This window comes from Paenibacillus sp. FSL K6-0108, assembly GCF_045040695.1.
Classification (GTDB): Bacteria; Bacillota; Bacilli; order Paenibacillales; family Paenibacillaceae; genus Paenibacillus; species Paenibacillus pabuli_B.
The window spans coordinates 4,973,154-4,995,591 of the sequence record NZ_CP150288.1; the positions used below are offsets into that span (position 1 = coordinate 4,973,154).

Annotated in this window: 14 protein-coding genes; all 14 read right to left on the bottom strand. The window is 44.2% G+C overall.

Annotated features, from left to right (window positions below):
* Positions 1 to 43: 43 nt before the first annotated feature.
* Positions 44 to 5,629 carry a hypothetical protein gene (locus MHB49_RS22535; protein WP_405153073.1) on the bottom strand — a complete coding sequence of 1,862 codons (5,586 nt, stop codon included), beginning with the start codon at positions 5,627 to 5,629 and terminating at the stop codon, positions 44 to 46.
* A 78-nt stretch (positions 5,630 to 5,707) separates the two neighbouring features.
* Entirely contained in the window at positions 5,708 to 6,853 is a 1,146-nt protein-coding gene (locus tag MHB49_RS22540) for a hypothetical protein (RefSeq protein ID WP_405153074.1), read from the bottom strand.
* Between the two features lie 16 nt (positions 6,854 to 6,869).
* Entirely contained in the window at positions 6,870 to 8,750 is a 1,881-nt protein-coding gene (locus tag MHB49_RS22545; RefSeq protein WP_405153075.1) for a hypothetical protein, read from the bottom strand.
* Between the two features lie 11 nt (positions 8,751 to 8,761).
* Positions 8,762 to 9,172 (bottom strand): hypothetical protein, encoded by a 411-nt coding sequence (locus tag MHB49_RS22550; protein WP_405153076.1) that lies wholly within the window; start codon positions 9,170 to 9,172, stop codon positions 8,762 to 8,764.
* An 18-nt stretch (positions 9,173 to 9,190) separates the two neighbouring features.
* Complete coding sequence (locus MHB49_RS22555) at positions 9,191 to 9,607, bottom strand: hypothetical protein (protein ID WP_247898268.1); 417 nt, start codon at positions 9,605 to 9,607, stop codon at positions 9,191 to 9,193.
* Complete coding sequence (locus MHB49_RS22560; protein WP_405153077.1) at positions 9,607 to 12,747, bottom strand: M23 family metallopeptidase; 3,141 nt, start codon at positions 12,745 to 12,747, stop codon at positions 9,607 to 9,609. Before MHB49_RS22560 ends, MHB49_RS22555 begins: the two co-directional genes overlap by 1 nt.
* A 13-nt stretch (positions 12,748 to 12,760) precedes the next feature.
* Positions 12,761 to 14,125: a hypothetical protein gene (locus MHB49_RS22565; RefSeq protein WP_405153078.1), complete on the bottom strand. Its 1,365-nt coding sequence runs from the start codon at positions 14,123 to 14,125 to the stop codon at positions 12,761 to 12,763.
* 100 nt (positions 14,126 to 14,225) lie between these two features.
* Complete coding sequence (locus MHB49_RS22570; protein WP_405153079.1) at positions 14,226 to 14,876, bottom strand: S-layer homology domain-containing protein; 651 nt, start codon at positions 14,874 to 14,876, stop codon at positions 14,226 to 14,228.
* Between the two features lie 14 nt (positions 14,877 to 14,890).
* A complete protein-coding gene (locus MHB49_RS22575) occupies positions 14,891 to 18,712 on the bottom strand; it encodes a hypothetical protein (RefSeq protein ID WP_405153080.1) in 3,822 nt (1,273 codons plus the stop codon).
* Between the two features lie 67 nt (positions 18,713 to 18,779).
* Positions 18,780 to 18,935: a hypothetical protein gene (locus MHB49_RS22580; protein ID WP_247898273.1), complete on the bottom strand. Its 156-nt coding sequence runs from the start codon at positions 18,933 to 18,935 to the stop codon at positions 18,780 to 18,782.
* 200 nt (positions 18,936 to 19,135) lie between these two features.
* Positions 19,136 to 19,621, bottom strand: a complete 486-nt coding sequence (locus tag MHB49_RS22585) for a hypothetical protein (protein ID WP_247898274.1) — start codon at positions 19,619 to 19,621, stop codon at positions 19,136 to 19,138.
* Between the two features lie 126 nt (positions 19,622 to 19,747).
* Positions 19,748 to 20,569: a hypothetical protein gene (locus tag MHB49_RS22590; RefSeq protein ID WP_405153081.1), complete on the bottom strand. Its 822-nt coding sequence runs from the start codon at positions 20,567 to 20,569 to the stop codon at positions 19,748 to 19,750.
* Between the two features lie 193 nt (positions 20,570 to 20,762).
* Entirely contained in the window at positions 20,763 to 21,401 is a 639-nt protein-coding gene (locus MHB49_RS22595) for a hypothetical protein (RefSeq protein ID WP_405153082.1), read from the bottom strand.
* Complete coding sequence (locus MHB49_RS22600; RefSeq protein WP_405153083.1) at positions 21,370 to 22,416, bottom strand: glycosyltransferase; 1,047 nt, start codon at positions 22,414 to 22,416, stop codon at positions 21,370 to 21,372. The genes MHB49_RS22595 and MHB49_RS22600 overlap by 32 nt, the downstream gene beginning before the upstream one ends.
* Positions 22,417 to 22,438: the final 22 nt, after the last annotated feature.

Sequence of the window (22,438 nt, forward strand, 5' to 3'; positions counted from 1 at the left end):
AAATCACCTCGTACTCGCTCTATACGAAAAAAAGAACACTGAGTTAATCAGTGCCCGTTAAATCATATTGTAGTTTGGAATCAGTATAAATTTGTAGTTTTCCTCCCATGATGGATACTGAGATTGTATACCATTGATTCCTCTCCCATTTAAAAGGTTGCATCGGAGAACCTACATACTCTCTTTTCCCCGCGACGACATGATACAGCTGCATCGGTGTCCTCATGTCCAGAGCATTTGTCGAATCGCCACCATTGACCATAAACATCCAATAGTTATTGATATCTTGCATTTTAAAAATAATACCAACGCCGTCGTCACCCTTCTCGTTCTCATCTACCTTGAAATCGACAGAGAATTTATACTGATCACCCAGAAAATTATTCCGGTACCATCCGTTGATTTGAGAAGTTTCATTTTTACTGTAAAACTTGCCGAGGAGCTCATCCCGTTTCCAATCGCCGCCTCCGAATTGAACCCAATCATCTGCCTGAACAAGTTCAAGTGCATCCATCTCTTTGGAGTATGGGAAATAAACGTTGAACGGATCATGAGGATCATACTCTTCGGGCACGCCAAAACCACCCTCCCAATCTTCGGGATTCATTCCGTGGTCCAACAGATTATCGGTATAATCGAAAACAAGTCCCTGCGCGGTAGTATCCACGAGAGGCAGATATCCCTCAGTAATCCGATCCCGATAAGCCAACACCGAATCGACTTCAATCTCAGAAGCCTGTCCTTCCGCTTTGGCTTCGTGATAGATCTTCATAAGATGAGCTGTTCGTTCCGGCAAAAATGCAAAAAGCTGTTCCAAATACTCTGCCCGCATCTCAGGTCGTTCAGCGAAAATAAAGCCCGTGATCACCTGCGTACATCGTTCCTCAAAGGTTGCGAATGTATCCTCTGGATTCTGCAATTCAGACAAACGAGCATTCGCAAATGTTGCCTCTCTTGTCTGGTATTCCAGATGAGCTATTCGTTCATCCTCTCGTTCTGCAGTGATGACATCCTGTTGAACAAGTGCCGCTCTGCCCTCAAAATCTGCATATGAAAAATCATCGACTTCTTGTCCTGATCCACTTAATTTGATTGACATGTTAGTATCTTCTGAATTTGATTCACCATTAAGACTATTCTTAAATGCAGTCGTTATTTCGTATTGCCTTATGGAATGAAGTGGTCCGGCTTCACCGGATAATTCTCTCCCAACATTAGCGTTGTGCGCTGAGTTCGTCCCAATCGATGTATGATGAATTAACTCACCATCCACATGTTCTTTCATTCCTTCTGAACCATCCAGAAGGGAAGCATCTTGATCCAACTTGCTAGCATTCAGTTGCTCTCCCACATGCCCATGTTGTTGGATTTTTAATGCTTCAGATATAGTAACGATTGAGGAATCAGTGCTCGCCTTGTCACTGATGAAAGATTGCTCCCAATCAGCCTGAGAGTTGCCTTTTTCGCTTAACAAACCGGATTCAAATGTAGCCTGAAGAGGATTCAGAATACCCGCTATGTCTTTCTCAAGACCTGTGTCTACCTCGCTCTTTGATCCATTCCATTGTTCTTCAACATATGAATCTCTTAGACGTTTATCTCCGTTGTTGGTGCAGTGATATTCGGAACTTTTACCCGCCTTGATAGCGAGAAGATGTTCTTCCAAGTTGCCATATTGAGGCTTGGTAGAAAACAGCATTTCTTCGATTTTTCCATACTGAGGTTTAATTCCGAGTAGCTGCTCTTCCAAGTTGCCATACTGGTATTTAGTTGCCTGCAACTCCTCTTCAATCTGTCCATATTTGAGTGGTAAGCCTCCAATAGATTGTACTGGCACATCTGCGTATTTAGGTTTATCCCCGCTATCAAGATATTGATCCATCAAACCATATTGATATTTGGTAGCAACCCATTGGCTTTCCAGATTTCCCTGTTGTGGCTTTTCAGCTATCCACTGTTGTTCCAGATTGCCGAGTTTGTATACCTGACCCAGAAAATCTTCATTCACCCATGAAACTTTCAGTTGAGTTGCATATTCAACTCGACCTGATTGCCCTGCCAGTCGTTCTAAGTTCATGGCCAATTGCATTCCGTCATTCATGTTTCCCTGTTTAAATTCCATATAACTGTAAAATGATCCTTCTTCCGTTACACCCAGTCGATGATTTGTTTCCCCCATATAACTATCATCCCATAGCATTTCATGCAAATCCTGATATCCAAGCCCGTAGCCTTCATTAGATAGACCTTGGCGTAAAAGTGGAGCTCCTAATTCATAACCCTCACTTATGTTTGCTTGACGAATTCCAGAAGTGCTGGAGGTACGCAACTGAATGACTTGTCCTTTTCTCATTTGTGAAGAAGCTCCTGAAACTATCTCTCCAGTCTGTTGAAGCTCACGACCAACAGCACTTCCTAAATTATATTCCTCACTCACATCTGCTTGTTGACTGAAACGGGCACCGATGGAGTATTCTTCACTAACATGCAGTTCTCGCAGATCTGTTGAACCCGCAACATATATATTAGAGTCCTCGCCTGACCGTAAGATGTAACCTCCTGTGACATAATCTTGCTCGTTAAATAATCCATCTCGTTTGTGATTAGAGCCATCGACTGCTTCATTCAGCATCCCGGATTCTTCCTGTGAGTGAGCAAACTTCTTTTCTGATAGATCCTCTTCGAAAAAGCCCGGTGATGCATGAACAAATCCAAGTGGAGTATCAAAATTAAAAGTAATCGGTTTGACATCCCAATCCGCATAAGTCACTTCGATGGTTTCTCCACGCCGATCAAACTTTGAACCCGTATTTTGCTCATTCAGCAACCCTACTTGATTATACTCACTATCTTTTTCCTTGATGGACTCGGACATTTTATCTTCTACATTCCCATCACGGAAGTGCTGCTCTGCATCTAGATATGCTGTGTCTGTCCATGCATCATCAGGCTCTTGATATGCTTCTGGCATGTCCAAGTCGATGATAACTTGTTTCAATTCCCTGATACCTTCGGAACTGAACGTAATGAGTCCATTATCACTTTGTTTACTTGAGCACAAGATACCCACTTCAACTAATGCATCGATTCTCTCTCGAACTCCAGTAAGAAGGTTTTCATCGATAAAGGCGACATCGTCGGTCTGATGCACCGCATCAATCATCATCTCCAACACAATCGCAGGGCGATCCAATAATTCTGCTGCCAGCAATGAATCTTCCAGATGACCCGGATATAACTTGTTTCCAATCGTTCCACCATCACTGATGAACTTTTTCAGCAATTCATCCAAGTAAACCATATGCTTCTGCGTCATATTCTTTAGGGATTGCCACAGTTTCTCTACATTGAGCTCTTTGTTGCCTTTAAGTGCCACATACATCTCATCGTCAAGAAAAAGGTTTTTACTATCCCTACTCTTCAGCGCCTCGTAGACAGTATCCTCAATCGTCAATGTCTTATCTCCACGCCCTCCACGTAAAGGCTGGGGCAACCAGATGCCTTGTTCCGTAATGCGGTCACCCGCGCTTGTGGATCGTAATTCTATCCCATAAGTATCTGTTCGCTCAGCATGTACTTCTGATTTTGGAAGATATATCGCTCGTGGACCAACATGGCCCGTATCGAATTGGCTAAATACAAACGATTCAAATTTGTCGATCCTGCGCCCTGCTGAATATTCTCGAAGCAGATATGCAGCTTCCTTATCTACCCGAGTGCCTTCAGGTTTATTCCTTTCGACATAAGCAGATTCTACTCTATCCCGATATGCATCGGGTTTATCTCGCAAGACATTCCCGAACTCCGTAGAATTCCTTGATGCAATAATTTGCTTATTGGTGTCCTCAACCACCCCAAGTACAACAATAAGTCGGTGAACCTTGATTTGCGTATTTACATCTTCAATATAGGCAGGATTATGATCCATGATTCTTTTGCCCCAGGGGAATTCCTGATCTATTCTTGCTGAATTATGACCTATAATACGTTGCGCTTTTGGAAAAGCACTTTGGATCACCCAGGGATCACTACGAATATCTCTTAACGCAGATACGGGATGATACCTATTCGTTGTAGATTTGTCCATATAGGTTTGCACACCCTTGGCCCTGCTTCCCCATATATCATCCTTATTGATCAAGGTAGGTGCAGTCACTAGACTCCGATCCAGATTCATGATTTCGTTTAAAGATATAATATCGTGCTCTGTGCTTCGTCTATATAACTGTGTTTCCGCTAAAAGTAATTCTTTAGTAGTATCTCTTTCCATTTGGAGAGACTGATGCACCACACTTGGGAATTGGCGTGTTTTCAGTTTTGCCAAAACAGGTGGACGCATGATTAATCCGTTCTCGAAATCTTTACGTTGCGCCAATTGCTGTACGTACTGCATCTGCGTTTCAAAATCAATATGCCGCAAAGCTTGATTGAACTGAGCCAGTTGTCCTTCAACCCGGAGATTTCTTTCACCCTGATCTGGTTTATAAACACTGATTTCTCTCGAATGATCTATTGAAGCGAGAATTTGCTCGTGTACAATTTTCATATATTCTTCTTGCAGGGAACGTGAAGAATTCCCTATTAGTATCTCATGATCTATGCTTGAATGCTGTCTATAGAAACGCTGGGAGTTACTCATAAGCTCCTTGGAGGTGTTCCGATTATGGGCTTTTGCAGCTTTTAGCATGTTTCCATATGAAACATCGAGTTCACGCCGAGTCATTGATAAAGCCAAGTCCAGCTTGGATATCGCAGTGTCTTTCAGTCTCTCTTTTACACTGTCGATTACTCTCACTAAAATGCTGTGTCGCTCTGTTTCTTTCAAAGCACCATCCATCACCATTTGCTCTGTGAGCATTGAAACTGTCCGATTGGCTATCGCTAAAATCTCAAGCCGGGTATGCTTCTGATGATCTCTGGCTGACGCCATGATTCGTTCAACTACTGTTTCAACTGCATCATCTCGATCATAACCTCCAAGATAATCCAGAATGACATCCTGATCCGAGAAACGAACACCCCATTGGGATGGATGAATTTTGTCCAGATTTTTCAGCAAATTGCGTGTCACCGTAACATTCTTGAATATTCTCAACTCTTTGTTATTATCAACACGCCATGCTGCATCTTCCGTATGTAATTCTCCATTATGCAGGCGCTGCATTCGATTAGCGACCTTTTGTTCAGAGCTGTCCATAAGATCGCTACTACGAAGAGATGTTAGGGAGCCCTCAATCCCTCCTTGCACCTCACTCTCTTGGAATCGTTCACGCATGGCCTTTATGCCTTCTTCGACATCACCTTGTACCATATATCTTTTGTCTCCAATAGGCAGCTCGCTTATCGAAGCATTATCCCTTGCTTGTACATCAGACAGAACGATGAATTGTTCTTCTCCCTCCAAATCTCTCTTGATGGAGTCAATCAATTCGTCTTTTATCGTATCCTCAGCGGTACTCCGTGCTATGTAGAAATCAAGCATCAATATGCTGGCATAACGACTATAAGGAATGTATACAAACATATAGTCCAGAGGTCTGCTTCCTGTGCTGCCTACCTTGAGTAAATATCCCTGTGTTGTCTGAACAATATCCCTGATACTGAAAAAGTATTCGTTTGTTGTGAGCACTGCATCACCCCCTCCAAATAAAAAGGGAACTCCTGAGCGGAGTCAGGGTTCCCTCTACTGAATCTATACGATTCAGGTCTATGCTTGTTTACTTGAGTAACGTACCTCTTTCAGAATCGCTACGCCCATACGTTGATTAGCTGATAAGTTCATGAAGTTCTGTTGTGTATCTGTATCAAAATAACGGTAAACCTCTTGATGCCAAGATTTTCCTTCCACGTCAATAATCAGCTCATCCAAGTGGAGGATATTATGTTTCGTTACCGCAATACAGTTGTCAAACTGCCCACGATATCCCTCATACGGGTGGACAACGTAAATTGGGGACAAGTGATACTTGGATGTCCATTTGGATGCCTGAAAACCCTGCGGTTCCAGTTCAAGGCCGGTATCCCCCAGTTCAGGATCAATAAAGGCTTTGCCTACCGGTGGTGCTTGTGTAATGAAAGAAGGATAATGGCTTTGGAATTCAATGCCTGATTTGGTCTTAAGCATCTGCAATGTGTTGTTACCTGCAGAAGTATATTGACCGTAGTAGTATGTACCGTCTTTGGCGATTGTTGCAATGTCCGGTTCGTCAATAACTGCACCTGCCGTCAGCATAACGTTTCCATCGACATCATTCAGGTTATACTTGAATGGCTTCAGAGCACCTACATAGAGGAATGATTTTTTGTAATCCAGGAAATTTACAGCCGGATCTGCAACCAGAACCATGGCCAGACGATTATTCATTACATTGATATACATATAGACCGGTTTTTCTTTGTTTCGATCCGTTGGTGTATGACTCTCCAGTGCCCATTGGTACAATACAGGATGACCTGTTAATTTGAATGTTGGCAGTGTCTTCACTGGCAAAGCAGCTGGTTCTTCTCCCTCGAGTCCTTCAAGCAATTGGACGGTCAATGTACTATGCTCTACATATTTAGGTGTTGGTGTGATTACTCGTGGAACGATGGCGTGATTTGTGAACTGAACATAATATTTTTTATTAATTGGTGTTTCCGTTGTTCCAATGGTCATTGTGCCTTGAAGGATCAGCAGACTGATGCGATTTTCAGCATCCTTTTCTTCATAAAACACCTTCCACGAATTATTCTCAGCCGTTTCACCCGCTGTTGATTCGAAGGGGAATTTTTCGAAAACCGTAATTTCCTCCTTCAACTTGTTCAAAAGATCCTGAGATGTTGTAATGGTTTCCACATACTTAAAATTTGCCATGTAATGTTAATCCTCCTTATTTAATTTCCTTGAGTATTGCAATTGTTACCAGGTCAGGAGCAGGCGACTGCTTGAAAAAATTCATCGGCGATTTGATGCTAAAAAACTTGTAAACTTCTGTCCAATTACCGCCTGCAGGATTACTGCTGTCTTTGGGGATCTCTGTATCTACAATCAGTTCGTCCAGATTCACCAGATTCTGATCATATATCGCAACGACCCCATCCATATAACCCCGATAACCTTCCGCCTGATGCACCAGATAAACTGGACTTGCATGGTATTTCCCAGTCCATAGTGACTTTTGGAAACCATCCTTGTCTAACACTAGTTTAGACAGTTCTTTTGGGATACTCCCCACATCGGGATAATTCGGCAGCTGGGTAATAAATGCTGGATAATGAGCTTGATACAATACGTTACCTCGAGTTCGGAGAAGAGATACCGAGTCCATCCCGTTCGAAGTATACTCTCCATATTGAGCATACTTATCCGGATTTAAATCCGTTCGAATATCATTTTTTGTATATCCTGTTAGATCCTGTTTCAAATCTCCCATACCTACGGTTAAACCAAAGTTTCCAATGTGATCATGATCGTTAAAAGGTACGATTTTCCCAAAATAACCGAAACTGCGGTAATATCCATGAATGTTTGGAGAAGGATCTCCTTCAATGACAACCGCAGCTCGGTCGTTATTGACCGAAATATGGTAGGCTACCAAGTAATCAGGTCTCCGTTTTTTGTTTGGTAGCCATTTCACGGTCGAATTACGCCCGTAGAAGAAATGGGAAGCGGGACTTATCAATTCTGTAACACCATCGAAATCCTTATCCCATGTGATGGTTGGCGGTGTGTACAATTTAGTTGCTTCGGGATCATTCCACTGCTCGTACATCGCTTCTGCTGCAGTCTGATCCACCACCACTGGTGTCGACCCAGGTGAGACGGTTGAAGTACTGCAGATGCCTTTGTATGTAGCTGACGGATCACCTTGACTTAATTCGCCTACAAATCCTACACCATGCTGGCAGTCAAAGTAATTATAATCTCCGCCTGCAAAGTTCTGGGGCTGCGTAAACATGATAAAGTAATCACGTGAGGAAATACCTTCTGGTACATCTGGTGTAGCTTTTAACACAACTTTTGATGTAGTATAGTTGGTTGGTTCAGCTACGTAATATCGCTCGGTGAACGTATATTTTGTTGCGAGAACGGGTTCAGTTCTATGATAATAGGTAGAATTACCACTTGAATAAGCTTCATTTTCAACCCTAAATTTATATCCCGTCTTATTCAATGCATATGCCCAATCACCAGGCATTTCCGTAACCAATTCGAATTGGTTCCAATCAATGCTATCGACCTTAGTTCCATTACTCTTGGTTTGAATTTGTTTAACAAAATACACACGGCTACCTTGAACAGAGGTTTCATCAGGTATAATCACAACCAAAGCATTCGGAATATTTTGATATGCAGTTTCACCTTGACTATTAAGATACTGGTGTGTTGTTACAAGAATTTTTTTGTTGGTCTTAATATTGGGAGAACCAAGCACCTCGTATATGTACCCATTCTCATCTATAAGCAATCTTCCATCTTTTGCTGCTGAGATACTCTGCAAATTGCTCGCCAATTTCAATACATCATACAACTTGCCATCGGAATGCTTGTACTTCCCCTGAACGCCTGTACGGGTCATCTCTTTGTAAGTCACCCATACATCTGACATGGATTCGTACACTTTCTTCCACTTGTTCTCTACATTTGAACCATCTGCAGACGGAATTTTCGCCCCTACAATGGCATCCGCCAAGTCGAAAATAATATCCTCGGCTTTACTTTCACCGGACACGAACCCACTAAATTTGGTTAATGGTATAGTCTGTTCCATCGTCACCCTCCTTATCTCAAAAATTTGATGTTGTACCAGACCGACTTGGCTTCAGCCACCACGCTTACGAAGTCAAACTTAATGGTCGTTCCCGCCGGAATCGGGTAGACTATTCCGAAACTGTTACCCATGGATACCGACTCTGGAAGCTCCTTCGTATAAATGGTGTTGCACACCTTTTCGGTCCCGATCGTCAGTTCCCAGTAATCGCCGACACAGTAGTGACTCGCAGCAAACGCAATGCTCAGGAACTCCGTGTCATACGCCAAGGTGAACGTATCGGACTTGGTGGTCTTTGCCGCCGGAATGTCCAACATCTGTCCCCGAATGAAAGGGATCGTCTTTTTACTGAAGTGTGGGTACGGCAGCTCGCGCACTTTGTCGATGACGCCACCCGCGATGTAAGAAACATTAAATGCCATGGAACCACCTCCTACATGCTATATACGATTTACGCTCGTTCCAGTTAAGCGTCCTTCGTCATCATAATTTAGACTAATATTGTAGGTGAACATCGCCTCTCCGCCTGGATCAAATGTGCGGGCAGTTACCTGTGTTAACCGAAAAAATTTATAATAGTCATAATCCGGGTGGGAGTAGCCCACCCCGGTAGGAAAGTCCTCTTCATCCTCGGAGCCAAACTTCATCCAGATCGAAACCTTCCACTCCGATTCGTAGAAGAGGTCTGCTCCAGTCACCCTGTCCGGGTCCTGCATATGTTCCCGATATAATGTAACGGAAGGTTCCCCCTCAAGAGGAGAACTGTTCGAATTTGAAGTACTGCTATACTTGCGTAATTCCCGGTGGATTAGATCCAGCACAGGAAAAACAATATTTTCATTCACGATGCCGGCCATTACACCATCACTCCCTTTCTTGCCCACATCATATCAATGACCTGAAGCATGCCCCGATCCACGGAATAGCTAGTTTTGATACTTTTAATCGTGTATACGGAGCGGGTGGTAGTCGTTTTATCCGTCACGATAACGTTGTCAAGCAGATCAAGAGCAGGATTCGCAGGAATGGATACCTGCAGCGTACGGCACATACGTTTCATATCAAAAAAAGCTCGCTCTGCCACCTGTCTTTTAGCTTCAACTGTCTTGGCCCAAGGTACCGCAAGCACCATGGTTCGGATCTCACCTTTCAGTTCGAGCAAAATCTCCTTGTCCACAAAACTGCTCTGATTCTGATTCGAGTCGATAACAACGATATGACTTCTTCCTCTGGACCAATCCGTCGATTTGGTAATGGAGATCAGATTGTCGTTCTCTGAAAACTCCGCAACGACCGGTTTGTCATAATTCAAGCGCTCCAATCGGTATGTACCATAACGGTCACAGTAGCTTCGATAAGGAATCTCCGAAATAATATCCTGAACGGCTTCCGTAACTTTGGCAGACCATTGTTCAAACGTTTTGCCGTACTCCTCAATGAATGGATTAAGCCATCCATTGGGTGTAAGCACCGTACTTGCATCCTTGACTTCAAACTCACCTTCCTGTCCCGGTACCGGAACAATGACTCTGCCCGTCTTCTGATTCACCTCAATCAGATAGGTCTCGTCGATCACATAGTCAGGATAAGAGCGATCCTCACTGGTTGCCCTCCAACCCACCAAACCTGCGTGTTTAACCAGATCTAGCACAACCGTAGATTTAACCCAAGCCGGCTTTTCGAGCTCCACAGGCTGAGCTGGTGTCGGTGTAGCTGCCGGTGTGGAGGTTGCTGTAATGGTCCAGCTTGCAGGGTCTGCGAGCATCTCCTGATAAAAGGTCCATACCTTGTTCACCCAATTATCTCGATCCGCACTCCAGGTCATCGGAGCGATGTCTCCTCCATCATGGAAATAAAGTACATCCGCCTTGGAAGTTACTTTCTTTCCTCTTGAAGCCAGTGCTTTGGACATCCGTTCTGCGCCGCGCTTCATCTGCTCCTGAATTCCCTTGTAGCTGGGGTTACAAGCTTTTGTACTAGGACAGCCGTATCCGAGAATAAAGCTGCCGTTCTCTTCTTTACCCTTACCTTGTGTGCCAAGTACGGTCTCATGTTTGCATATTGCAAGCAAAAATTTGTGATCCGGCACGCCATACACCGCAGCTTGAGCTTGGGCAGCCTGAATAATGGAAGATGTCCGGTCCGTCCCTACTGCTGCAGGAGGCACCGGATCTGGCACATTATCAATCTCATCTACCTCTGGATAAGCTTTTTTCTCCGAAATGACTTTCTCGATAATGCGCTTGTACATATCTCGAGCCGTGATCTCCAGCGTGGAGCCCTCACCATTGATGTCCACCTTGTCAATCAGTCCGGTAAATACCCGCATCATATGCTGACCATAGCCCATGTAGATACGTATCGGTGTGTTTTCACTCAGAACCCCGACATGGAATCCGTTGGCAAAATAAGACCATGGAGATGGGACGCCCCCAAGCTCGGGAAAATGGGCAGGATTATAATCCGGGGAGAAGAATCCTCTTGGATTAGAGATGGTCAGCCGTGCTTCCCTGGCTTCAGAGTCAAACTGATCATCGATTTCGGCACTAATGATATTGGGAAGAACCTGCGTATCCATATAGACAAAAGATCCAACCTGAATAACATCCGACTCTGGCCTATTGTTCATGACAAAGCTTTCATAACTGTTCGTTTGATAATAGCCTTTGGACGGATCAAGTCCTTCTTCACTCTTTTGATTCTTCAACGGAGCAGGCAACAACTCTTGTATACGAATATAATCAATGGCGAATTTTTTATATTTCACCTTCGAAGCAGGAACCGATCCGGGTGGAACAGTGGTGTTTTGTTTGCCTCCATAAGTCACCTTAATTTTGATGCTTTTGGCTTTTGCGGGAATTACAATATTGTTCAATTCCGTTAGTTTGGTCAGGTCGTATGCCCCGCTGAACTTATTGACATAGGCATACGTTTTACCATCGATCACCACAGCGAACGAATCCCCTTCAGCTTCACTAAAATTAGTCCCCATTCCAATACTAAGAAGCCCTTGCGTAGGCATGCTCAGTTTTGTCACGTTAATCTCAAATTCGGCTACCGCGGCTTTGCCTTCAAACGTATACAGCAGCTTTCCTCCCGAATCAAATAAAGTCCAGCCTGATTCGATCTTGGCATAATCCGAAAATTTCAATCCGGTTGTATACACGCTTTTCTCATACCAGTTCCGTTTATCGAATTTCTCATTCAGTTTGATCTCTCCTGGATATCCTTCAACCTGAACCGGCACTACATCAGTAAACGTTGTTTTCGCATTTCCGTGCAGTTTGCGCTTTCCCTTCAAATACAAGTTGGGGTTAACCGCCTTGCCACCTTCTCCAGTTTTCGTTGTTGGATTAACTCCTTCCCAAATTTCAAAGTGCAGATGTCGCCCTTTACCTGCTGCACGTTCAGCAGCAGATACCTTATGGCCATTGGTATATACCCCCCCTGTATTGCCTAGTGTTCCAATGACAGCACCTTGAGCTACTTCATCATCCACCGAACAGAGAATTTCTTTTAAATGAAAGTACTTGGTGATTACACCATTCGCATGTCGAATGTTTACGGCATTTCCGGCACCTTCTGTTTTATTCCGGGATGTTCGAACTACCTTTCCTGCCCAAGCAGCCAGAATCGGAGTTCCAATCTCATCCCACAAATCAATGCCCTGATGAATTCTTGTACCTTTATCACGAGGAGATCCAAATTCATCTGTTACTTTAATCGTGTCAATCGTTTTACCCTTGACCGGAAAACAAATGTCTTGGGCGTTATCTTCGGTCGAGCCATTATAAATTCCGGTACTCGACTCATCCACCCATACGGATTGTGTACTGATGATGGGTACTTGCTCGGAAACCATATACCTGAACTCTTCTGTCCGTCCCGGGATAAATGCCAGCCTGTCCACTTCAACCCGGATATTGGGAAGTGCTCCTTCCCCCAGCTTCAGACGCTGGGACAGCACATTCATAACCTCATCCGAAATTGGAATCATATTGTATCTCCCCCTACTTAAATCGCTCGATGGTCCACTTCATGAATCGGTCCAGGAAGGCCACGGCTTCAGCCCGTGTCATAGCAGAGTTACCCAAAAACCATGTCTCATCCGGTTCCGTACCACCTACAGGTCTGCCCATATTCGTTACCACCGCTGCACCATCCAGCTTTTTCTTTATATTGATACCTGCAATCAGCGGATCATTATTAGCAAATGTTTCGTCTTCCATCTCAGAGACAGCTATTTTCCAGAATGCATCCTTGTTCTGTACGACTCGCTCATCTTTGTTCTGATAATAAATGGCCGAATCTTTTCCGACGTCTGCAAACCTTTCGCTCACATCTTTGAAATAATAGAAAGTCACTTCGTCGCCTTCTGACAAAGGTTGATTAAAGACAACCGTATGGTTATCTATTTCCGAATAGCCTGGTGTTTCTTTGATTTTATCTTTTTGTTCTTCTTTGAATTTGACTGTAACTGTAAGTTTCTTTTTACCTGCCGGATAATTACCATTCAGTCTAAACACTCGCTGCCCTTGAAAAGCGGTAATTTTCTCATTAATCCCCGTAGTAGGGGCATTCTTGTCCGTAAATCTGGCATAGAACACCTTTCGTAGCTTGTTAATCAGATGAAAGGCTTCTCCCCGTTGAATAATGGCATTAGGAAAGAAACAGTTATTGTATGCCGGATTACTCGTTTTCGCTTTGATCTCTTCACTCTTGAATTTGAATGCACCACCGCTATTCTTCGTCCAATAGTTGAACTTGCAGGTGACACCGTTCAGATTAAATGGGAGGAAGACTGAACCCCCTGGACTGACACAATATACATCTGTTCGATAGCCAATTGCCGCTGTTGCAATTTTGGTTACCGCTGCCGCATCCCCCATGGTGTCTGCCCATACCTCGGAAGGAATACTGAGTCTCCGAAGCGGTTGGCCTGCTGCATACAAATACTCCTGATGATTACGACTGAATGGATCGTAGAAATAGGTCGTCGCTGCACTAAGTGCAGCTCTGGGCAGATCTCCAGTCCAGGAGACCGGTGGCCTTTTCCAATCACTATCCAGCAACGGTTCTCCATAACTACAGAAGGACACCATCTGACCTGCTTTCACACCGGTATACAACTCTACATCAGTTAACCCCTTACTATTGGTTTCAGCCGTTTCGTAGATCGTTTGAACACCATCAATAAACACATACAGTGGATTGTCATCTGTCGGCTTAATCAGAACAGGCAGACTAAATGAGGTTTGCCCCGCTTGCCCCTTGATTTCCTCATATACAAAAGGCTTGCCTTCCTCAAACTTGTTATAGTTGATCCCGGCAACAAAGACTTCACCATCTTCCAGAACCATATTCGTGGCTTCCATAACATCGTTATAGAACCAGTCCCCTTCGTTTACATCAACCCATTTTCGTATGATAAACACCCCCTATCTTTAGAATAGACAGAAAAGAGAGTAGGTCACCCTACTCTCGAATGGTTCGTTCCAGCAGACGCTTCGTGCGCATCAGGAAAGTAACAAACTCTGCTCTGGTTATAAAATCTTCAGGCCTGAAGTATAGAATGGGGGTACCATCCAATTCTGTTACAACCGTCAGCCCCAAGTCAGCCATGCGCTCAATGGAGTCTCTTGCCCAGTGATTCTTGCCTTCCGTCGTCTGTAAATCCTGAAACTGAACCGCACTCTTGCGGTCATATCCATCTTTCTTGATCAGGGTCATGGTCAATTCAACCTTGTAACCCTTCTGATCTTTATCCATCGTATCCTGATGATAGAAAATTGGGTCGACTTTGATGGACTCTACAACACCAACATAAATATTGCCCTTCTCATCATAAAATTTGTGCGTCCAGCCTACGTACATGGCGTAGTCATGATAGGATTGCTTGTCTTTAAACAGGATGTTAATGATGGACTTGTACGAAGACACACCCATCTGATGAAAATGCGAGGGAGCATTAATCATTTTAATTTCCCTCACTTGCGGATTGGGCGACGGTGAAGAGTACGGATCAATAATCCGACCCATCACAGGCTCAAACTTCATGCCTGTATCCACATATAGCCTTCTTTTATACCGGTCATTAGCTGAACCAAACGGGTCTTGCTGAGACATATCAGATGCCCTCCTTATCTAATAAAAGATACGGGGTAATTACTCCCCATTCTTGCACCGACATTACTAGCCATCCTGTTTACAAGACCCGGATTATTCTGCCGCAGTGTCTTATCCAGTGCCGACGTCAGTTTTTCCACATCTTTTGTGCTGCCTGTCATATTGTCGATATTCACATGCACCGTGACATCGCCCGCGCCAACCATCACACTTTTATGTGTATTGTTTGTCGTCATATAATCAAAGTAATCCATGACTTTAAGTCCTGCTGGAATGTTGAATGTAGATATGGGTTTATCCATTTTTTTGCTGATTTCGGCCAAGTTCTTGGACTGTTCTACACCTAATGATTGGATTTGTTTAAAGATTTCCATATATTCATCAGAGCCAGGTTTGAATACACCGCTATTCAGCAAATTTTTCCATTCCTTCTGGAATGAACCTATTTTTGAGTTCAGCTCAGATGCACGGGATTTATTCAATGCAACCAATTCTGGTGCATCTTCCTTGCCCCCATTGGCCGCCAGAAGATCGTACATTCGTTTGTCGTAATCCAACTGTGTCAGCTCAAGCTGGTCGTTCATCTTGCGTCTGAGTTCGTCAATTTTACTGTTTTTAACACCGTTCAGTTCAAGCTCTGATTGTGCCTTTTGCTGCTTCTTCTCATTAATCTCCAGACCGAGTTCATCTTTTTCCTTGCCCTCTGCCATCTTGTCGTACGTCTTTTGCAAACTAGCAATCGCCTTATCAAAGAACTTGATATTTTCTTGCAAATATTTCTCCATCAAGGTGCGCATCTGGCCAGAATCCTCGCGGACACCGCTGATCAACAGACGGGATCGAGCGACTTGATAATTCGTTTCATTGTCACTTGTTGACTTGTTGAGTTGACGATTAATCTTGGCGATCATTTCATCAATACCATTGCTTTGCGGCTGAGGTGTATATCCGTTAGCAATGGTACCCATTCCGCCAGCAGCAGGAATGTACTGAATCTGAGGCTGCACATATTGCACTTGTGGTTGACTGTTCTGCTCGGGCGTCTTGCTGGACTCCTTGTCCATTTGAAGCTGCGACTCTTTTTTCTCTTGCTCATAGTTATACTCTTTGGCCAGCTTTTTCTCGACCGCATCTCCGCCATCTTCGGACCACATCGCTTTAAATCCCTTCCAATAATCGCCAAACTTATTATTGGTGGCATTATCCCCAAATATCGTACTCATTGTTCCGGATACAGCGGCATCCATCCCCAGGTTAAGTCCTTTCCATACTTTTCCTATAAAAGATGACTGCTCCACATCTTTGAACTGTTTTGCCAGCTCTTCCTTGTTCGTTGCCCGAATATTCTGCTTCTCCGCGTCAGACTTGCCCATATTACTAAGCGGATCAACAAGGCCTGAAATGACATCCATGGCCCCCATCGCAACACCAAGGCCTGGTACGGCTTTTAAAGGTCTTAAGAATCTTGAGCCGGTTTTCACTAATTTCGAAAGTTTACCCGGTGTTTTAATCCCACGTGCAGCACGCTCCGCATTGATATCACGCTGAGTAATCAAATTACCTTGTCTATCTCGAAGAATATTTCCACCTTTATCACGAGTCGGGGCATGGCTGTCAAAAAATGCTTTGCGATTGCCTGTCTCTTTCATGTCTTTAAATCTGGAAAGAAGGCCTCTTTTTTTGGTCTTTTGATTTTCCTTTTTGGAATCACCCCCTGGATTGAATTCATCCATTATCGCATCTTTCATGACATCCTTGATCAGGTCTTCATGACGTGCCACGAAGGTTTTGTTTGCCGAATCATCCTTCTCTTTATCATCTTTTGCAGCTGATCCGGCACCCGCACTTCCTGAACCCGGAACTACGAGGAATCCTCCGGAAGAGTTCATCATCGCAGCCAATTGTGCCTGTTCAAGCTCCTTCAGTTTGGAGATATATGCCGCGGCGTCCATTGAACCTTGTCTGAATGAGGAATTCAGTGCATTCACTTCACTCCTTAATTTGGATAGCACATCATTTAATAGAATCGATTGTTTGCGCAGTTTCTGGATCTCGGATTCGTAACGCTGAACATCGGTTGCGCCATAAAGGAACTCGGCATTCAGGAAATATAACTTATTTCGAAGTTCCATTGCATCCAGATCCATATCATCCATCGCTAACATCAATATTCTCGCTTGATGTTCAAGCTGCATGATCGCTTTTCCGTTCTCATCCAACTCACGTCTTAGAAAATCAAGACTCCGTTTTGTCTTCGCCATCTGTTCATCGAGTGAATCCAATTCCTCACGCAACAGACGAAGTTCCCTGCTTTTGGCTTTGGCTTCCTTCTCCGCTTGGTCACGTTCTCCTTCGTGAAAGGAGGAAGATGCTGAATTACCATCCTGGATTGCCTGCTTATAGAGTGATTGTTGTTCATCTCGTCTAGTATGTAGCTTGAGCACTTCTTCTTGCTTGGCGGTTGCTCTTGTCTGTATCTCTGCTTTACGGGTACCTTGAACACGAAGACGGTTTTGCTGTCTAGCCCTTTCCTGGGTTACACCCGCACGGTGCACATCAGCAACTCCGATTGGGTTGGACATGTTGCCTCCTGAGCTTTCGCTCTTCACTGTACCTGTATCACCCATACCATAACGCGTCAGTTCTCCTTTGTTCATCACATCAGCGAACTTGTCCCAGGCCACTTGAACACCTGCTTCTTCCATAATCCGATTAATCAGTTCCATATGATCTGCAATTCCGCTGGATTGGTCTCCAATTAATCGCAAGAATGAAATAAGATAGGTCTGGAGCCCAGAAAATTCTTCTTTTAACCCTTTCATGGCTTCATATGTAGAGATTTGGAACGCAGTACGGAACTGACTTTGACGAAATTGCAAGTTGTCTCTTGCGTCTGTCCGCGGAACCATGGAAGCTGTATCCTCGTCAACGATCTTAAGTTGCTCCACAAGAGCGCCCACTGAAGCCTGATCTTGGGTTAAACCACTACCCAGACCTGAATGACCTTTCTCCTGTAGAGACAATGAAGACGTCGCCATCAAACGGGCAAGTGCATCTTCTTTTGTTAATTCAATTTCACTATCACTCGATGCAGGCACCGTATGTTGCATGGCCTTGATCAGATCCTGGATGTTTACCTGTGAGATCGTTGCAGCCTTAAGCATCATGTCCGTTACCTTGGATAGATCATAACCACTCATTCCCCAAACAGAGGAAACGGCTTCCAAGCCCGTAGCAGTCTTCTCTACATCCACATTGTCAAACGAATGCAACTTGGCGACTTCTTTAGCAAAGGCTGTGGCTTCCTGAGAATTATCATAGGAGCGTGAACCAATGCGATATGCGAGACCCACATCCTCCTGGTCCATACCATGTTGTAATGCAATCCGTTGTAGTTCCTTGATGGTCCCGTCTGTTTGACCTGTTTCACCTGATGATCTAATCTCGAAATTTTGATTGGCCTTGGTCATCTGGTCATCCATCTGACGTGACGACTCAAGTGATTCCTTCAGCATAGTGGGTGAGTACCCTCTGGCTTCACCTGAGGAGATATATTTCATCATGCTGCTCATAGAGTCCACTAACTCCTGTGAATCGGCTTCCGGCAGATCTTTCATTGCGTTGAAGGCCCCACGATAAAATGTTTCCAAATCCTTGGTTAACGTTGCAATCATTCGGGACTGCATAGCGTCCCTCATCTCTTCAAGACGATTAACGAGTGATTGAAAGCCTGATCGATTACCATCTTTCATGTCAGGGAGCTCGATACCAGACTGCTCTACCTCCATTAATATCTCTCTGGTTAAAGAGTGTTTTTGTTCTTCTGTGTCAGCCAAATTCATCACCACCTTTATACATAAATCCCGTTCTACCTTAGTGTAGGCAAAACGGGACGTCTCTCACTTATCCTCCAAGCGCTTGTGCAAGCAAACCGATGTCTTCCTCGGATATTTCGGTGTAGTCCGCGTCATCAAAGGTCCGTTTACGTCTAATACTTCCATCTTCCCCGACTGCTTCTTCCTCTCTGCCGCCACCGAACATGCGAAGAGGTGCTGTCATTAATTCAACCTCAAACTGAATATATTTCTCGGCTGACTTGCACAGCTCCGCGACCTGAGGGAGCGTGTACTCCCAGATCTCCCACTTGTTCAGCCCACAGTGCTTGTGAAGGGTAAAGAAGATTTCTCCCCAGTGAATTGGCTCTTGCGTTTCCTCATCACGGATTTCGGTTCCCTCCAGAGGCTCACCCTCGGCGCGTTCTACTTTTTTAGACCATTTAGACCAATGAGCATATCAATAACTTGACGGGCCGTATTTAAATCCAGGTACTCATCCAGATATTCCCGATTGATGATATACTCACCCTGTTCATCTTTGGTCACAATGTGCGGATAGTTTTTAAATGCCATGGCCAACACATCAAATAAATCCTGTTGTCGTTTTGCATCCAGTTCATCATTCTCTGTTGGAATAAAGTTAAGAATAATGGCATCAATATTCACCGTTTTCAGCAGTTTCATTAATCGACGTGCATCCTTCAGGTTACATGGAGGGATACGGTATTTCCGCCGATCACGAAGCGTTATAATCTCATCGTCTTCAAAGAATGCCCGTTCAGCAGCCTCAGCTTCCTCCGGAGTTACCCGTTTATTCGCCGGATCATTTTTGATTCGTTCGGCAGCTTCCTCGTTCAATTTTTCAGCCAGCTCACGCTCAGCCTTTTCCTGTTCTGTTTCCACCATCATTAGAGCCTCCCCTGAATATTCTCTCCCCTGTAAAATAAAGAACCTGGCAAGGCAAGGGTCTGTGCAGGGGAGGACACAGACGCCGTACTATACCTTGCCAGGAGCAATGGAACATCGTATGAGATCTTAGATTTTGCTTGTCGCGCTAAAGCGTTTGATACTTCCCAATTTGCCGTCTGCACGTTCAGGATCAAGAATTTGCAAGGAAATCGCAGACGCTGATGCTGCTGCACGCTGAGCATTGATACTGAATGTACCTTTGGCACGGCACATGTACAGTTCAGTTTCAACTCCTGCAAAAGAGCCATCTTTTTGCTGGAATGTACCGTGATGGATTACAGAGATTGGGAAAGGCACTTCGTCAACCAGCAAATCGACCATGTCTACCGTTTCTTCGCGTTTGTAGTTGAGCACAATTTCCTTACTGATATGCGCAGCGTTGAGTACAACAACATCATTTGCTTCATCGTAGAAGAATTCATCTGGTGCCACAGTTGCAGCATTCGATTTGAGTTGTTTCAGCAACTTGTTGGACTCTTTAAGGCGAACGGTAATATCTCCGTAATTTTCATAGATTGAACTTGCATATTTTGGTTTGACTTCAGCAAATCCGGAATTGGCTGCGCCAGCAGCTGCAGTATCCTGCTCATTCAAAACCCATACGTAGGACTTCACTTGTTCCTGTACGGTTGAACCCATCATCAGCTGAATCGCATCCAGATCGAATTTGGCATCTGTAGCAGATACCTCAATGGACTTGGACTTCACCAGTACGTCGATGGCAAACAATCCATCACCACCAAAGATGTCCTCCAGCTCTACATTGAGGTCAATTTTCAAATCTTGCAGCGTACCCAGTGTAATTACTTCAATTGCACCCAGCGGGTCTGTAGGGTAACGCTTCGCCATGAATGTACCTACACCTTTGATAATCATCTTTTTAGCCATTGAACAGTCCACTCCTTAGATTGGTATATAATTATTTAGCTACTGAGACTTACATGAGCCTGCATCTGGTCGAAGGATTGGAAAGATTTGAGTTTCATTCCTCCAAGCAGTTTGGCTGGTGGCTGTCTCTGCTTTTCATAGTGTAGAACGCAAAGCTCATTCCCTAACACTGTCAAAGAAAAAGAAAAGACCCCTACATAAGAGGGGCCGATCGATTGGGCAATTCATCTATAATTTGGGCGACTTGTTCTGCTCTTTCCCTTATTTCGAATTCATCGGCAGTAATCAGATGAACATGAGCGCAGTATTTGCCATGCTCATAAATTCGCTCCGGTGTAATAAACACAACGTCAGCAACAGCTTCCATCTTGTGCTTGTCTTTTTCGAGCAGGTCGGGATCCGTAAGCGAATCAAATACAACCAGGTTAGGATATGATGTCTCGACCGAACTTGCCAACCGGCTGTCATTCACCCAATAGATGACTCTCTCACCCTCAAACAGTGAGCGAACGTTCTGACCAATACGAGCCACGACAAAGTTTGGAAGCTCAGGGTGGGGATACTCCAATGCATCCACCTGATAAAACTCATCACTGGAATTTATATAAATCACATGATAACCAATTGCCGCAAGTTCTCTTAATATTCGTTGTGGTCGACGCCCAAATCGTTCACTATGAAAATCTATAGCAGGCAAATATACAATGGTTGTTTTGAGTTTGGGTACGTATTTTGAAAAATTGAACTCATTCATCTCAACCTCTACTTTTTCGACTTCAACTGGTAGCTTGGCCGCCTGGCTACCGAAAATTCGTTTGAACATCTGTTTCATCCAACTTGCCTCCCATCACCTGATTTATCATTTTGACAGCATCCATGGCCCTGCTGTTCCAGCCATTAGCTCTTGCAACCATTGTACGGGCTGCGATCCTGGCCTCGCTGTTCTCACGGATTGCTTTTTGAAGCACCTGCCCACAATTATGACGATCCATAAAGTAGGTTACGTTACTGTACTTATTAACGATTTCCTCCATACGAGTCGTTATAACAGGCTTGCCCGCAGACAAATATTCGTAATATTTGATCGGGTCACATCCACGAATCATTTCTGTCAACTTGAATGGCACGATACAAACATCGAATTGGGCAATATATGCGGGAAGAATTCTGTAATCCTTATGTGGAAGGCAGGTTATGTTGGGATGCATAATGTTTTTTTGATACAGGGCATTGTTCCCTATCAGAACTACACGATATCCTTTGTCTGCAATGTCGGTAATAAGTGAATAATCCACCCAGGAGGCCATTGCCCCATGGAATCCCACCACCTTTTGCCCCTCTTCAACATCGGGGAAGTCTGCCGGTATGGGGAGTGGTACGCGCGCTTTCTTAAAGTGCTCATAATCCGCCCCATTCGGGCACATAAAGATCGGTTTACCATCATTTTTATGTGCTTCGTACATCACCTTAGCCGTTGTAGCAATAAGATCTGCTCGTTCAAAACATTTTGGAATGAAATCCTTCCAAACCGCAAATTCATCGGCTGAATTGTCCAAGTAATCGAATACAGTAAAATCAAAATTGCGACCATCCCCATAATTATATTGGCCCGGACTGGAGAACCAGAGTACCTTTTTCCCTTTGATCAGATGGTCATAGTTAATACCTTTTTGTACAAGGAAGAGGTCCTCGTTCAACTTTTCGATCGGGTGGTTCTGTTTCTTATACGTCTCCTCGTTAACAAAAATAGCGCGTACCCCTGGAATCTTGGAGAATGCAGTCATTAATTGCTGTGGACGTTGAAATAACAAATTCCAATCGAGTGCAGGCGGATATATGATCGTCATTTCAATGCTTTTAAAACTTGCG